Origin of the sequence: Nodosilinea sp. AN01ver1 (assembly GCF_050565655.1) — a bacterium.
Classification (GTDB): domain Bacteria; phylum Cyanobacteriota; class Cyanobacteriia; order Phormidesmidales; family Phormidesmidaceae; genus Nodosilinea.
On the sequence record NZ_JBNXVS010000003.1, the window covers coordinates 95,535 to 109,460 of the forward strand.

A 13,926-nucleotide genomic window follows, 5' to 3' on the forward strand; every position below is an offset into this window, starting at 1 on the left:
AGAAGAAAGTTCCCCCTTGCATCAGCCGTAGGGGCTTAGCAGTGCTAAGCCCCTACCCATCTACTCTCCCACCCATCCACCCTCCCACCCCCTATCCCTATGGAAACCACAATCGCTGCTCCCCAAACCAAGGCCGCCCCGCCCGAGCTGGAAGTGATCAACCTCACTAAACGCTTCGGCACCTTCACCGCCCTCGACCAGGTGTCGATCAAAGTTACCCCCGGTAGCTTTCACGCCCTGCTGGGGGAAAATGGGGCGGGCAAAAGCACCCTGGTGAAATGCATCATGGGCTTTTACACCCCGACCTCTGGCGATGTGCTTATTGATAAACACTCCCGCACCATCGCCAGCCCCAAAGACGCACACCACTTTGGCCTGGGCATGGTCTACCAGCACTTCACCTCGGTACCCGCCATGACCGTGGCCGAAAACCTGGTGCTTTCGCGCTACGACAGCCCCCAGTGGATCAACTGGAAGGCTGAGTATGAGCGCCTCGACGCCTTTATGGCCACCTCGCCCTTTCAAATTGACCTGCGCACCCCGATCGCCCAGCTGGCGGCGGGTCAAAAGCAAAAGCTCGAAATTCTCAAGCAGCTGTACCTGAACAGCCGGGTGCTGATTCTTGACGAGCCCACCTCGGTCCTCACCCCCGACGAGGCTGACGAGGTGCTGGGCCTGCTGCGGCAGGAGGTCACCGCTGGCCACCTCAGCGTGCTGATGATTTCCCACAAGTTTCGCGAGGTGATGGCCTTTACCGACGAGGTGACGGTGCTGCGCAAGGGCAAACTGGCGGGCCACGGCTACGTGCGCAACCTGACCGTCGACGATATGGCCCACATGATGCTGGGCGAAAAGACCGAAGCCACGCCAGTCGAGAAAGTCACCGTGGCCGATCCTAAACCAGTTCTGGAGCTAAAAGGCCTCTGTGCCGATCGCGACAATGGTCTGCCTGCGGTGCGCAGCGCCAGCCTGGTCGTCAACAGCGGCGAAATCGTCGGTATCGCAGGCGTTTCGGGCAACGGCCAGCGGGAACTGGTGGAGGTATTAGCTGGGCAGCGCCCCCGCCACAGCGGCGACATTTTGGTCAACGACGAGCCCTACCAGTCGACCCGCAAAGAAATGGCCCGCCACCAGGTCTACACCCTGCCCGAAGAACCCTTGCGCAACGCCTGCGTTCCCCACATGAGCGTGGCCGAAAACATGGCCCTGCGCACCTTCGATCGCCCACCCCAGGCCAAGCGCGGGCTGCTCAGCTTGATCAACATTCGGCGCATGGCGGAGGGCTTAGTCAAAGTGTTTTCGGTTAAAACCCCGTCGGTCGATACCCCCGTGGGTCATCTCTCGGGCGGCAACGTGCAGCGAACGGTGCTGGCACGAGAACTGTCCTCTACCCACATCAATCTGCTGATTGCCGCCAACCCCTGCTTTGGCCTCGACTTTTCGGCGGTAGACTACATCCACAGCCAAATTCTGGCTGCCCGCAACCGGGGTGTAGCGGTGCTGCTGGTCAGCGAAGACCTGGACGAACTGCTGAAGCTGAGCGATCGCATTGTGGTGATCAGCGATGGCGCACTGGTCTACGAAAGCCCCACTGCCACCGCCGACCTCAAAACCCTGGGCCACAAAATGGCCGGACACTGACCCATGCACACCATCCAATCCCTTGTCTTTCCTGAGCTGTGGCAGATCCTGGCTCGCGCCGACGATTTGCCCTGGGAAGCCTTTCGCCCCGGCGTCGAGATCCATCGGCTCTACCCCGCCGAGCCCAATGGGGCCGCCGCTGCGCTGCTGCGCTACCAGTCTGGAGCCAGCGTTCCCTACCACCTGCATATCGGCTTTGAGCATATTCTGGTGCTTTCGGGCTCTCAAGTTGACGACAACGGCACCTATGGGGCTGGCACACTGGTGGTCAATCCTCCCGGCACCCGCCATACCGTCAGCAGTCCTGACGGCTGCATCGTGCTCGCCATCTGGGCCAAGCCTGTTCAGATCGAAGAATAACCCCCCGGCTGCTTCCTTTCCAAACCCTGTACGGACGCACGGCAGTGCGCCCCTCCCCACCCATTCACCCATTACTCGCCATGCCTACGCCCATCCCCGCTCAACCCTACCCCTACCCACTACCCGCCACTGGGCTGGCGCTGATCATCATTGATATGCAGCGCGACTTTATCGAACCCGGCGGCTTTGGCGATGCCCTGGGCAACGATGTCAGCCTGCTGCGATCGATCATTCCCAATGTCAAGGCGCTTCAGGAAGCCTTTAGGCGCTACGGACTGCCGATTTTTCAAACGGTGGAGGGGCATTTGCCCGATCTATCGGACTGCCCGCCGTCAAAGCGCGATCGCGGCCATGGCTCGCTTAAAATCGGCGATCGCGGCCCCATGGGACGCATTTTGGTGCTGGGCGAACCGGGCAACGCCATCATTCCCGAACTCGCGCCCCTGCCCCACGAATTGATCATCCCCAAACCCGGCAAGGGAGCCTTTTACGCTACCGATTTAGAGGCTCACCTCAAAGCCCAGGGCATTACCCACCTGATTGTCACGGGCGTTACCACCGAGGTCTGCGTGCAGACCACCATGCGCGAAGCCAACGATCGCGGCTACGAGTGCCTGCTGGTCGAAGATGCTACCGAAAGCTACTTTCCCGCCTTTAAGCAAGCCACTCTGGAGATGGTGCGCGCCCAGGATGGCATCATCGGCTGGACTGGGTTTACTGAGCCGCTGCTGAGCGCTCTGGCGCTTCAATACAAGGCTCCTGCAGTGGTATAACGCGAGCTAAACCACGGTCTAGGGGTAGTTATTTCTTCTCAGGCTCCTTCTTTCCGAAGGAGACTGAGATTAGGGGAGGGAAATGATGTGAGCAGTTGTACGTTGTCACTCCCTCTAATCGGGGGTCTTCAGGTTATTTCTTCTGACGGACAACAATGCCAGTTCTAGGTTGTTAAAGTTTGTAACGAAAGCGTTGAACGCTATACCTTTCCTAAGCCTTTCCTAAACTTAGTATTTGGTTTGGTATCGGGTTTTTGGAAAGAGCGCAACGCTAAGAAACTTACACAGGAGGTCTCCATGACCTACTTAACCGTAGACGCCGTTAAAGAACCCTTAAATCAGTTCGAAAAGTTTGATGCCGACACTCAGCTAGCCCTACTGTGGTATGGCTATCTCGACATCAAAGATCAGCTCCAACCCAACCCCGACAACAAGACGGAAGGGATTGGTCAAGCGCTGTATAACCAGGTTGTTGTGCTGTCTAAAGATGATCAACTTCAGGCCCAGCGCGACATTGCTAATCGGGCTGATACCAACATCAGCAAAGAGTATGCCGCCCTTAGCCCTTCGGCCAAGCTAGAGTTTTGGCTGCTGCTGGCCCAGGGTATGGAGTCGGGCGAGATTATTAACGTCCCCAATGACTACTCGTTACCTGAGAATACCCAGGGGTTTGTCAGCCAAATCAAAGGGCTTGACTTTGAACAGCGAATCAACTTTACTCGCAATGCTGTCACCCATATGGGTCTGAAAAAGTCCAACATCAGCTAATAGCAGATGCTCTTGATGAGCATCGAGTTTATGAATGTTAAATAGATAACATTTTGTTCATCAATACATAGGGTTTAGGGGCTAGCCTTGAGGGGTTGGCTCCTTTTTCCATTGAGCAATTCTATCAAATCAAATTTTACGAAAGATGGTGAGATTGTTTCCCTGTAGTCTGTGCTCATACTCTAGCCAGTTTTCAATCATCCGAGAGAGCGATAGATCTATGGCTAGGACATCAGCAAAGATTTTATCGAAACCATTGACAGAAGGGGATTCAACACGTTACATCAAGGGGCATAGGGCAATAAGCGCTGGCAAAATGCAAAGTTTTACTAATTTTCGGCAATCTTCGCAGCAGGAGGGGTGGACATGGATGCCAACTTGATCGTGTCCAATATTTTGAATCCTCCGGTGCTGTTTTTCTTTTTGGGAATGACGGCAGTATTAGTCAAGTCTGATTTAGAAATTCCGCCGCCAATTCCCAAGCTATTTTCGCTCTATTTGCTGTTGGCGATCGGATTTAAGGGAGGAGTTGAGCTAACTAAAAGCGGCATTAACCAGCAGGTTGTTCTGACAATTTTGGCGGCAGTTATCATGGCCTGTGTGGTGCCGCTGTACACCTTCTTTATTCTGCGGATCAAGCTCGATACCTACGACTCGGCGGCGATCGCCGCGACCTATGGCTCCATCAGCGCCGTTACCTTTATTACCGCCAGCGCCTTTCTGACTGAGTTGGGTATGCCCTTTGACGGGTTTATGGTGGCTGCTCTGGCGCTAATGGAGTCTCCCGCCATCATTGTCGGGCTGATTTTGGTCAACTTCTTTGCCAGGGATGAAAAACGAGAGTTTGTTTGGTCTGAGGTACTGCGAGATGCTTTTTTAAACAGCTCGGTTTTTCTGCTGGTCGGCAGTTTACTGATTGGCGTACTGACCGGAGAACACGGCTGGGAAGTGTTATCGCCCTTCACTCAGCAGATGTTTTATGGCGTGCTGACCTTCTTTTTGCTCGATATGGGCCTGGTTGCCGCCCGCCGCATTAAGGACCTGCAAAAAACTGGCGTGTTTCTAATTTCTTTTGCCATACTGATCCCCATACTCAATGCAGGCGTTGGATTGCTAATTGCCAGGGCAATCAATATGTCTCAGGGAAATGCTCTCTTATTTGCCGTACTCTGTGCCAGCGCCTCCTACATTGCCGTGCCTGCGGCCATGCGGTTAACCGTGCCCGAAGCCAACCCTAGCCTGTACGTTTCGACAGCCCTGGCGGTGACGTTTCCGTTCAACATTATTGTCGGAATTCCGCTTTATCTGTACGGCATTAACCTGTTGTGGAGCTAAGCCCATGCACCTGGTCAAAAAGATTGAAATTATTGCCAACTCCTTTGAGCTGGCCAAAATTCTGGACAGCTTAAAGAAATCGGGCGTTCATGGCCACGCCGTGATTCGAAATGTAGAGGGTGAGGGACTGCGCGGCGGCAGCGAAGACCTCGATATGACCATGGACGACAACGTCTACATCATTGCGTTTTGTATGCCCGACCAAATTAAAACTGTGGCTGAAAATGTGCGGCCGCTGCTGAACAAGTTTGGGGGCACCTGCTATATCTCCGATGTGATGGAAATTCGCTCGGTAAAATGTGTCGCATCGCTGTAGGGGCGGAGTTATGGATCAGCAATTTAGAAATATTGATCGCCGTCGAGTGCTGGCCTTAGGGGGTGGGCTGTTGGGGCTAGCGGCCTTGGGACCCACTGTCTGGCCAACCAAATCGGCGGCGGCAGCATCGTTAGTGCCATCATCCCTCAGCCCTGAGCAGGCCCTCAAGCGGTTACTAGACGGCAACCAGCGGTTTACAGGGCATCATTTAGAACATCCCGACCAGTCGGAGGAGCGCGTGCTGGAGCTAACCCAGTCTCAGCATCCCTTCGCGACGGTGCTCAGCTGCGCCGACTCGCGGGTGACCGCCGAAATTATTTTTGATCAGGGCCTGGGCGATATTTTTGACGTGCGGGTAGCGGGCAATATTGCTACGCCAGAGGTAGTGGGCAGCATTGAGTACGCTGTGGAGCTGCTGGGTACGCCCTTGCTAATGGTGCTGGGCCACGAGCGCTGCGGCGCAGTGACGGCGGCGGTTGAAAATGGCCCGCTGCCGGGTCAGATCGGTACGTTTGTAGACGCGATTTTGCCAGCGATCGCGCAGGTCAAAGGGCAGCCGGGCGATGCGGTAGACAATGCGGTATCGGCCAATGTGCGCTACCAGATGGAGCAGCTGATGCGATCGCCCCTGGTGCGCGATCGCCAGCGATCGGGCCAGCTTCAGGTGGTCGGTGCTCGCTACGATCTCGATAGCGGCCTTGTCACCTTAGTCACCTAACGACAGGCATGGTGGGGTTTGCCAACAACACACTACTGTCCAACGTGGAGTTCAAAACCCGGCAACACGGCTTCCCCAGACAAAACGGCAGGTATCGAAACCATCTCAACCGCTTGCCCAGCCCGATAAATTTCAACCTGCCGATCCTGGGGATTGATTAGCCAACCCAGGCGCAATCCACTAGCCAGGTATTCGGTCATTTTGGTGCGCAATTCTGATAGGGATTGGTGCTTAACGACGCCATTTGAGACGGACTGAGAGCGCAACTCAATGACAAAATCGGGACAAATGGGGGGAAACCCAATCCGTTGCTCAGGCGTTAAAGCTTCCCAGCGCTCAAGTTGAACCCAAGCAACATCAGCGGCCCGGGTCGAGCCAAGGGGCAACTTAAAAGCACCCTGAGAACTAAACACTTTCCCCAGCTTGGTTTGCCGATTCCAAATGATCAGATCTCCAATGAGATCGGCCTCCTGGCTACTGCCTTCTCCCCCTACTGGTGCCACGTTGACCAATTCTCCCTGGGCTGTGCGTTCGAGGATGCGATCGGGATGATCCAGGCAAAGCTGCTCAAACTCTGCCTGAGTCACATATCGAGTCGGAGTTTGAACCATCGGTTGGCCTCGCTATTGCAGCCATTAGAGCCGCTCTCTATGCCTCAATTGTAGTTTGGACCTGGCAAGGGCAATGAATTGAGCCGCTACCCCAGCCGCTCCAGCAGATGGTCGCCCACCCGCAGGGCGTTGGCAATCACCGTCAGAGCATTGCCAACGCTGGCACTGGAGGGCATAAAGCTGCTATCGACCACGTAGAGGTTGTCGAGGTCGTGGGTACGGCAGTTGATATCCAGCACCGAGCTAGCGGGGTCGGTGCCCATACGACAGGTGCCGCTCTGGTAAGCCATCACCGATAGGGGCACCTCGCCGCGCGGGTGCAGGCCCGATCGCGAAAATAGATTACTGTCTTTTTCGACCGCCTTGAGCACGTCAAGCCAGCGGTACACCAGGCGATCGTGGGCCTCGGCATTGTTGGCGCTAAACGACACGTGGAGTTTGCCGTTCTTGACCTCGACCCGGTTTTTGGGGTCTGGCAGCACCTCGGTCATGGCCCACCAGGCGATCGATCGCGTCGCCAGCTGCTTGAGCCCAAAATTGGGCAAAAACTTGGTCACCAGTGAGAGTACCGGGGGCGACTCGGCAAAGATCGCGTCCTGCAGCACGCCGCCCATGTTTTGGATGTGGCCCATGGGGTAGTCAAACTGGCCGTCGCCCCAGTAGTAGTCGTTAATGCCCACCGATCGCGGAAACTTGCCGGAGTTGGGCTGGGCCGTCACCTCAACAATCGAGCTCATCTGCACCTTCATCAGGTTGCGGCCCACCTGGTCAGAACGATTCGCTAAACCATTGGGGTGCTTCTCGTTGGCCGATCGCAGCAGCAGCGCCGCCGAGTTAATTGCCCCGCAGGCCAGCACCACAATGTCGGCCAAAAACAGGTAGGGTTGACCGTTAATGTTGGCCTGCACACCCCTGGCTGCCGTTCCCGCAGGGTTGGTTAGCACGCTCGTCACCTGGGCCGAGGTCTTGAGCGTAATGTTGCCAAAGTCTACCGCCGGGGCCACCCCAAATACCTCGGCATCGCCCGTGGGGTCATCCTCTCGCAGCGACAGCGACATGGGTAGCGGGTAGGGATGGCAGCCCTGTTTGGCAATGCTCTCGACAACAGGCTGAATGGTGGGGTTGTGGGCGATCGCCGGGTAGGTAAAATCACCGCTGCGAGGCGGTTCTGTTGGGTCTACCCCACTCTGGCCATGCACCTGGTACATCGCCTCGGCCTCGCTGTAGTAAGGCTCAAAATCGCTGTACTTGAGGCACCACTCTGGCGAAGGGCCATCCTGATGATTCACCGCTTCAAAGTCTTTTTCCCGCATCCGCTGCAGGGTCGCCCCGTAGATCTTGGTGTTGCCGCCGACCGCATACTTCATCTGCGGCGTAAACGGCTCCCCATTCTCGTCGTACCACTGCTCGGGGGCATGGTAGCGCTGCTTTTGAAAAATATCCACATCGCTGATGTTTTGCTCTTCGAGGGGCATGGCATCGCCCCGCTCCAGCAGCAAAATGCGCTTGCCCGACGAGGCCAGCTTGCGGGCCAGGGTGCCGCCCCCCGCTCCGGTGCCAATAATGATCACGTCGTAGTGCTGGTCGTCGATAATCATGGCAAAATCCTCACTGGGGGCTAGGAGAATGAACGGGTCTCAGGCGACCAATCTAGACAAGGCTGAGAAGACGCAGGACACTACTGCTAAGCTACCGCAAACCCTGTATGGGGCCTGACCGAAGGTTCTTGGAAGCCGAGGACAATATCTGTTTCCGGTATTCCTGCCGCTACAAGTTCAGTGGCGATGCCGTCTTCAGTACCATCGCGCTGTACCCAAACCTTGCCACTACGAATTTCAATATGAATCAGGCAACCGTGGTAGTGCCGCTGATCATTCCAGCCTTCAGAAAGAATGACGTACTGGTCGGTGTCCGCGTCAAAAGCAGCGAGATTGCGAACATCAATATTTGCGTAGGCAATACGGGTATACGGTTTCAGAACAGAGCGAACAATTTGGCGGTAGACATCTAAGGTATCCATCGGGTGATTACCTCCTGCTCGGGGTTAAACGATACGAGTTTTATAACGTTTCGCTCTAAAAGCATTTTGCCAATTTCTTCTTCAAACAAATCAAGATACACCGCTTCTCGAATCGCCAGATATAGAGTTCGGTCTGGTTCGGTAAGGCTCAAGGCGTTTTGGTAAAGAATGAATTGGCCTAAGGCATTTTCTAAGTCACGAATTTCTGAAGGGCCAACAAAGCTCTTAATCTCAACGGCGATTTTCTCTGTGCCTTTCTGTGCTGCAAGCAGTTTTTCAGCACCTAAGTCAATGAACAAGTCTTTTTTACCTATTCTTAGAGTCAAAGGATCTTGAGTAATTGTCCACCCGTCTTTAACTAGGGCAGTCTTGACAGCATCATGGTAAATATCCTTCGCAGGCATAGTAGCTGTTGTTAACGCAAAGGTTGATTAGATCCCAGGATTCTCCTGTGGTTCCTTAGCTAGCCTGTGTCTTACCCAAGAACCCTGGGATCTAGGAGAAGACTTACTGCCACACATAGATCAAGATGAATAGGATGATCCAAATCACATCGACGAAGTGCCAGAACAGGGAAGTGGCCGCCACGCCAAACTCGCCGCCCGCATAGTTATTGGGCAAAAACGATCGCCCCAGCATAATTCCCTGCAGCAGCACCCCGGTCATTACGTGCAGGCCGTGGAAGCCAGTCAGCAGGTAGAAGGTGCCGCCAAACACGCCGTCGGTAAAGCCAAAGGGCAACCCCATCCACTCCACCGCCTGGCCGTAGAGAAAGAAGCTGCCCATAGCCATGGTCAGCAGCCAAAAGGCGCGAAAGCCCCAGAGATTTTCTTTGTGCAAAAACCGCTCGGCAAAATAAATCACAAAGCTGCTCGACACCAGCACGATGGTATTGATCAGCGGTTCGCGCACCTCCAGGCCCTCGACCCCGGCCGGGAGCCAGTCGGTGATATTGGTTTTGTAGACCGTGTAGCCCACAAAAAAGCTCAGAAAAATCACGCTTTCTGACAGCAGAAAGACAATGAAGCCAAACATGCGGTGGTCTTCTTCTTCATGCTCGGCGGCGTGGGTACCGTGGATATTGAGGGTAGGGTCTAGGTTAGCGGTGCTCACTATTCAACTCTCCAGCAGGGTTGTTGGCAACGAGGGGTTCATGGGAGCCGTAGCCGTAGGGGCCAGACACCACAATCGGAATTTCTTCAAAGTTTTCGACCGGGGGCGGCGACGGAATCAGCCACTCCAGCCCGATCGCGTTCCAGGGGTTGGCCGGGGCTCGCTTGCCCAAGATCCACGAACTAATCATGTTAAGAATGAAGGGCAGGGTTGAGACCCCCAGCAAAAAGCCGCCCAGACTGGCGATCACGTTCCAGTAGGCAAACTCGGGGTCGTAGGAGGCCACCCGGCGAGGCATACCCATTAGCCCTAAGGGGTGCATGGGGAAGAAGTTGAGGTTGACGCCGATGAAGGTAAGGGCAAAGTGCAGCTTGCCCAGGCCCTCGTAGTACATGTGGCCGGTCATTTTGGGGAACCAGTGGTAGATGGCGGCGTAGACCCCCATGACCGCAGCGCCATAGATCACGTAGTGGAAGTGGCCTACCACAAAGTAGGTGTTATTGACGTGGATATCGAATGGCACCGCCCCCAGCATGACGCCGGTAATACCCGCAAACAAAAAGCAGACCAGGCCGCCCAGGGCAAACAGCATGGGTGTGTCGAGCCGCAGCTTGCCGCCCCACACCGTGGCCACCCAGGCAAAGACTTTCACCCCGGTGGGCACCGAGATCAGCATGGTCGAGAACATAAACAGCATCCGCATCCAGCTGGGGGTACCGCTGGCAAACATGTGGTGCACCCACACCATGGCGCTGAGCACGGTGATGATCACCGAAGAAACGACGACAAACTTGTAGCCAAACAGCGGCTTACGGGCGTAAACCGGAAAAATTTCCGAGAAGAAACCAAACACCGGCAGAATAATCACGTAAACCGCCGGGTGGGAGTAAAACCAGAAAAAGTGCTGATACAGCACCGGGTCGCCGCCTTTGGCAGGGTCAAAAAAGCTGGTGCCCGCCGTCAGATCGAGCAGCAGCATGACGGCCCCTGCCGTTAGCGAAGGCAGGCCAAACAGCTGAATCATCTGGGCGCTGAGCACCGTCCAGCAGAAGGCGGGCATTTGGAACCAGCCCATGCCCGGTGCCCGCATGCGAAAGATGGTGGTGACGAAGTTGACCGCCCCCATAATTGACGACACCCCGGAGAGGGCCACCGCCAGCAGCCACAGCACCTGGCCGTTGATTAGGTTGCCGGTGGGGTTTTGCAGGCTAACCGGGGGGTAGGCCCACCAGCCCGACTGCGACGGCCCACCGGGGATGAAAAAACTAGCCATCAGCAGGGTGCCAAAAACGGGCACCAGCCAGAAGGCGGCGGCATTCAGCCGGGGAAAGGCCATATCCCGCGCCCCAATTTGCAGGGGCACCAGGTAGTTGGCCAGGCCGTTGAGCACCGGGAAGGTCCACATGAACAGCATGATGGTGCCGTGCATGGTGAATAAGGCATTGTAGACGGTGCGATCGACCAGGTCGGCCTCGGGGGTGATCAGCTCGCCCCGCATGACCATGGCCAGCAGCCCGCCAATTAAAAAGAACACAAAGGCGGTGACGATGTACTGAATGCCAATCACCTTGTGGTCGGTGCTGAAGGTGAAAAAGCGCTGCCAGTTGTTGGGCGCACCGGGGAAGGGCTGACCGCTCTTGGCGGCGATCGCCTCGATCGACGCATTACTCATAGCTACTGTCCTCAGCGCTGGCGTAGTTGACACGGGGGGGCGGAGCGGGTTCTACCGTTTTCCAGCCCATACTGATGGGGCGATCGACCGATTTAGTGAACTCGCGGTAGGCGCGATTTTCGGCCACGGTGAGGGGCTGGGCGGCGGCATCGGCCAGCCACTGCTGGTAGGCCTCCGCCGACTCGATTACCACGGTGCCCTGGTTGGCGGCAAAGTAGGTGCCGCTGTAGTCGGAGTCGCGCAGCCGGTAGCGCCCCTCGCGAATGGGGGTAAAGCCAAAGTCGATCGAGCTGCCGGGGATTACGTCCTGCTTGATGCGAAAGGCGGGAATGTAAAACCCGTGCAGCACATCCTCGGAGGTCAGCACCAGCCTGGCCCGCTCGTTCACCGGCAGGTGCAGCTCGGTGCTGGTGATGTTTTGGTCGGGGTAGTAAAACTCCCAGGCCCACTGGCGGGCGTGGACTTCGATCGGGGTTTTCTCGGGCACCGCCGGCAGGGTGGCGGCCTCTGCCGGCGGCACAAGACTCAAACTGGGCACGTGGTTCATGTGCTCCATGGGGCCGAGAATGGCCATCTTGTCGTAGATCTGGTAGCTGTAGGCGGCGATCCAGATCACCAGACCCAGGGGAATGGTGGTCCAGAGAATTTCAACCAGCAGGTTGCCCTCAATGGGGGGGCCGTCGCTAGTGTCGTACTTGTCGGCCCGCTGAAACAGTACCGCTACCAGCAGGGCGGTGGTGACACCGATAAAGATAAAGCTGCCAATGGTGGTCAAAAAGCCAAACAGATCGTCCACCAGCAGGGCCTCGGCAGAAGCCTGGGGTGGCATCCAGAGATAGGCCTGGCGACCCACCCAAAAACTGATGGCGGCATCGGCGATCGCTAGAGCAACCAGCAGAGCAACCGTGCGTGGTGAAAGGCTGTGTTGTGTCGTCATAATCCTGATGGTTGTCCTCTAGAGCTGATTGGGGTTAGCGCCCGATCGCAGCAGCTGATCCGCCGTCACGTGGACGCCAAACTCGCCGCCCAGATGAGCCCCCAAGGTACCCTGGGCAAACATCAGCGCAAAAACGGCCAGGCCCACCAGCAAATAGCTCCACTGCACCTGGCGAGCCCGATCTTGCCGCCACACGTAGCGCTGAAACCCTCGCCAAACCGTCATAGCCACAATCATGGTCAGAATTAGCACGCCCCCCAGACCGTGCCAGATCATGGTGTCTTTGAAGCCCAGGCCCCAGTCGCTGACGCCCTCGACCGTCATATCGGCCATTAAAATTTCGTAGAAGCCCGCCGCCACGGTGAAAAAGGTGACGATCGCGGCGGCCAGCATGTTGTACCAGCCCACATCAAACAGGTTGGAGCGGGTGGCCGGAATCGCCAGAAACTTGAAAACTCGCTTTTCTAATGGAAACAGCGCCCCTACGATATCAAAGCCGATCGCCACAATAAACAGACCGAGCGTCAAATGCACCAGGTTGGGGTGAATGGGAATGCCGTAGGGTAGGTTGTTGGCCCCCATCGCGAGACTAAAACTAACCATTACAGCAGCCCTCCCCGGGTAGCTTCTACCACCGGCTCGCTGTGCAGCCCGTAAACCCACACTAGCTTGTCACCGAGGTACACCTGAAACAGAACGATCGCAAATAGCAGACCGTTCAAGCTTAGGTAAGCGGCAGGTAGCTTCTCGGGAGTACGGATGCGAATAATGTAGCGCCAGCCGGTGAGGGCCGCAATGATGCCGGAAAGCGACCAGCCGATCAGGGTATGCAGGTTGAGATCGCCTACCGCTGCCGGGTAGGGTTCGGCCAGGCCGGCTTCGATCTGGCCAAAGATAATGGCGATGAAGATAGACACGGTGGCGAAGACCATATTCCACCAGCTGACTTCGAACAGGCGGGTGTTTTTGGTGATCAAGCCAATCAGGTCGCAGATGACGGCAAACAGCACCATGGCAATGACGAAGTGCACCACGATGGGGTGAATGGTGTCGGGGTAGGGCAGGTTGTGGTTGTTGAGGGGGGGCAGGTACTCAAACACGGTAAATATCCTGAGAATTTAGGGCCTGAGGGTTTGGGGCTAACCGGGCTGAAGGGAGCAAACAGCATGGGTTTCGAGGCTCTAGTCGCCCGCTAAGCAGTAGCCGGGGCCTAACCTAGGGGTGGCCTGAGCATAACAAGCTACTGTTTATAGGGTAGGTATCACAGCTATCAATAGCTAGTACCATCCCCAATCTGCGCAGATTGTCTCACTGGTGGGGCAAAAATCAGGCGTAATTTCATGAAATGTTAATTTGTGTTGAGAGAATAGTACTCTGTCGCTAGGTAGGGTAATGGGTTGCATGCTGCTGTAGGGGCAAACGCCGTTTGCCCGGAGTGCCCTGTGGGGAGCGCGGCGCACAATCTTGCTCAAAAGCCAGACCTGCTGCTGGGGCCATTTCGCAGGCCCCAGACCCCCGTCGAGCAAGACGTTCCGTCGTCCTGCACCTCACGGAAAGGACTGGCCGATCATCGGTTTAAACGTCTGTTTTGCGAATTGACCTTTGGGATTTTGCGATTAGCTGCTTTTCTACCCATCCAGCTTCCTCACTTCCTCACTTCCT

General features: G+C 56.1%; 16 protein-coding genes. 7 read left to right on the forward strand and 9 right to left on the reverse strand.

Going from position 1 to position 13,926, the window contains the following annotated elements; genetic code table 11:
* Window positions 1–99 precede the first annotated feature (99 nt).
* From ACQ4N7_RS04435 to ACQ4N7_RS04465, 7 genes are all read left to right on the forward strand, one after another.
* Entirely contained in the window at window positions 100–1,641 is a 1,542-nt protein-coding gene (locus ACQ4N7_RS04435) for an ABC transporter ATP-binding protein (RefSeq protein ID WP_430710420.1), read from the forward strand.
* Between the two features lie 3 nt (window positions 1,642–1,644).
* Window positions 1,645–2,001, forward strand: coding sequence for a cupin domain-containing protein (locus ACQ4N7_RS04440; RefSeq protein ID WP_430710421.1), 357 nt, complete (start codon window positions 1,645–1,647; stop codon window positions 1,999–2,001).
* Window positions 2,002–2,081: 80 nt separating this feature from the next.
* Window positions 2,082–2,774, forward strand: a complete 693-nt coding sequence (locus ACQ4N7_RS04445; RefSeq protein ID WP_430710422.1) for a cysteine hydrolase family protein — start codon at window positions 2,082–2,084, stop codon at window positions 2,772–2,774.
* A gap of 297 nt (window positions 2,775–3,071) precedes the next feature.
* Window positions 3,072–3,542 carry an orange carotenoid protein N-terminal domain-containing protein gene (locus ACQ4N7_RS04450; protein WP_430710423.1) on the forward strand — a complete coding sequence of 157 codons (471 nt, stop codon included), beginning with the start codon at window positions 3,072–3,074 and terminating at the stop codon, window positions 3,540–3,542.
* 366 nt (window positions 3,543–3,908) lie between these two features.
* Window positions 3,909–4,877 (forward strand): sodium-dependent bicarbonate transport family permease, encoded by a 969-nt coding sequence (locus tag ACQ4N7_RS04455; RefSeq protein ID WP_430710424.1) that lies wholly within the window; start codon window positions 3,909–3,911, stop codon window positions 4,875–4,877.
* 4 nt (window positions 4,878–4,881) lie between these two features.
* Window positions 4,882–5,193 carry a P-II family nitrogen regulator gene (locus tag ACQ4N7_RS04460; RefSeq protein WP_106872476.1) on the forward strand — a complete coding sequence of 104 codons (312 nt, stop codon included), beginning with the start codon at window positions 4,882–4,884 and terminating at the stop codon, window positions 5,191–5,193.
* A 10-nt stretch (window positions 5,194–5,203) separates the two neighbouring features.
* A complete protein-coding gene (locus ACQ4N7_RS04465) occupies window positions 5,204–5,911 on the forward strand; it encodes a carbonic anhydrase (protein ID WP_430710425.1) in 708 nt (235 codons plus the stop codon).
* Window positions 5,912–5,943: 32 nt separating this feature from the next.
* On the opposite strand, the gene ACQ4N7_RS04470 is transcribed toward ACQ4N7_RS04465, so the two are convergent.
* The 9 genes from ACQ4N7_RS04470 to ACQ4N7_RS04510 all read right to left on the reverse strand — a co-directional run bounded on the left by ACQ4N7_RS04470 (window position 5,944) and on the right by ACQ4N7_RS04510 (window position 13,364).
* Window positions 5,944–6,522, reverse strand: coding sequence for a Uma2 family endonuclease (locus ACQ4N7_RS04470; RefSeq protein WP_430710426.1), 579 nt, complete (start codon window positions 6,520–6,522; stop codon window positions 5,944–5,946).
* A gap of 86 nt (window positions 6,523–6,608) precedes the next feature.
* Window positions 6,609–8,120, reverse strand: coding sequence for a GMC oxidoreductase (locus ACQ4N7_RS04475; protein WP_430710427.1), 1,512 nt, complete (start codon window positions 8,118–8,120; stop codon window positions 6,609–6,611).
* An 86-nt stretch (window positions 8,121–8,206) separates the two neighbouring features.
* On the reverse strand, window positions 8,207–8,542 hold the full coding sequence (locus tag ACQ4N7_RS04480; RefSeq protein ID WP_430710428.1) for a XisI protein: 336 nt from the start codon (window positions 8,540–8,542) through the stop codon (window positions 8,207–8,209).
* Window positions 8,530–8,946 carry a XisH family protein gene (locus tag ACQ4N7_RS04485; protein WP_430710429.1) on the reverse strand — a complete coding sequence of 139 codons (417 nt, stop codon included), beginning with the start codon at window positions 8,944–8,946 and terminating at the stop codon, window positions 8,530–8,532. The genes ACQ4N7_RS04480 and ACQ4N7_RS04485 overlap by 13 nt, the downstream gene beginning before the upstream one ends.
* 103 nt (window positions 8,947–9,049) lie before the next feature.
* The gene (locus ACQ4N7_RS04490) at window positions 9,050–9,655 is read right to left on the reverse strand and encodes a cytochrome c oxidase subunit 3 (RefSeq protein ID WP_430710430.1); all 606 of its coding nucleotides are present in this window, start codon (window positions 9,653–9,655) and stop codon (window positions 9,050–9,052) included.
* Window positions 9,642–11,327, reverse strand: coding sequence for a cytochrome c oxidase subunit I (ctaD, locus tag ACQ4N7_RS04495; protein WP_430710431.1), 1,686 nt, complete (start codon window positions 11,325–11,327; stop codon window positions 9,642–9,644). The genes ACQ4N7_RS04490 and ctaD overlap by 14 nt, the downstream gene beginning before the upstream one ends.
* A complete protein-coding gene (locus ACQ4N7_RS04500; protein ID WP_430710432.1) occupies window positions 11,320–12,264 on the reverse strand; it encodes a cytochrome c oxidase subunit II in 945 nt (314 codons plus the stop codon). Before ACQ4N7_RS04500 ends, ctaD begins: the two co-directional genes overlap by 8 nt.
* 18 nt (window positions 12,265–12,282) lie before the next feature.
* Window positions 12,283–12,867, reverse strand: coding sequence for a DUF2231 domain-containing protein (locus ACQ4N7_RS04505; protein ID WP_430710433.1), 585 nt, complete (start codon window positions 12,865–12,867; stop codon window positions 12,283–12,285).
* On the reverse strand, window positions 12,867–13,364 hold the full coding sequence (locus tag ACQ4N7_RS04510; RefSeq protein ID WP_430710434.1) for a DUF2231 domain-containing protein: 498 nt from the start codon (window positions 13,362–13,364) through the stop codon (window positions 12,867–12,869). Before ACQ4N7_RS04510 ends, ACQ4N7_RS04505 begins: the two co-directional genes overlap by 1 nt.
* Window positions 13,365–13,926: the final 562 nt, after the last annotated feature.

What these genes read in the sequence shown, in the direction of transcription:
- ACQ4N7_RS04470 (WP_430710426.1), bottom strand. Translation starts at nt 6,522, where the DNA reads ATGGTTCAAACTCCGACTCGATATGTGACTCAGGCAGAGTTTGAGCAG.
- ACQ4N7_RS04460 (WP_106872476.1), top strand. Translation starts at nt 4,882, where the DNA reads ATGCACCTGGTCAAAAAGATTGAAATTATTGCCAACTCCTTTGAGCTG.
- ACQ4N7_RS04445 (WP_430710422.1), top strand. Translation starts at nt 2,082, where the DNA reads ATGCCTACGCCCATCCCCGCTCAACCCTACCCCTACCCACTACCCGCC.
- ACQ4N7_RS04500 (WP_430710432.1), bottom strand. Translation starts at nt 12,264, where the DNA reads ATGACGACACAACACAGCCTTTCACCACGCACGGTTGCTCTGCTGGTT.
- ACQ4N7_RS04485 (WP_430710429.1), bottom strand. Translation starts at nt 8,946, where the DNA reads ATGCCTGCGAAGGATATTTACCATGATGCTGTCAAGACTGCCCTAGTT.
- ACQ4N7_RS04440 (WP_430710421.1), top strand. Translation starts at nt 1,645, where the DNA reads ATGCACACCATCCAATCCCTTGTCTTTCCTGAGCTGTGGCAGATCCTG.
- ctaD (WP_430710431.1), bottom strand. Translation starts at nt 11,327, where the DNA reads ATGAGTAATGCGTCGATCGAGGCGATCGCCGCCAAGAGCGGTCAGCCC.
- ACQ4N7_RS04465 (WP_430710425.1), top strand. Translation starts at nt 5,204, where the DNA reads ATGGATCAGCAATTTAGAAATATTGATCGCCGTCGAGTGCTGGCCTTA.
- ACQ4N7_RS04505 (WP_430710433.1), bottom strand. Translation starts at nt 12,867, where the DNA reads ATGGTTAGTTTTAGTCTCGCGATGGGGGCCAACAACCTACCCTACGGC.
- ACQ4N7_RS04455 (WP_430710424.1), top strand. Translation starts at nt 3,909, where the DNA reads ATGGATGCCAACTTGATCGTGTCCAATATTTTGAATCCTCCGGTGCTG.
- ACQ4N7_RS04475 (WP_430710427.1), bottom strand. Translation starts at nt 8,120, where the DNA reads ATGATTATCGACGACCAGCACTACGACGTGATCATTATTGGCACCGGA.
- ACQ4N7_RS04480 (WP_430710428.1), bottom strand. Translation starts at nt 8,542, where the DNA reads ATGGATACCTTAGATGTCTACCGCCAAATTGTTCGCTCTGTTCTGAAA.
- ACQ4N7_RS04450 (WP_430710423.1), top strand. Translation starts at nt 3,072, where the DNA reads ATGACCTACTTAACCGTAGACGCCGTTAAAGAACCCTTAAATCAGTTC.
- ACQ4N7_RS04435 (WP_430710420.1), top strand. Translation starts at nt 100, where the DNA reads ATGGAAACCACAATCGCTGCTCCCCAAACCAAGGCCGCCCCGCCCGAG.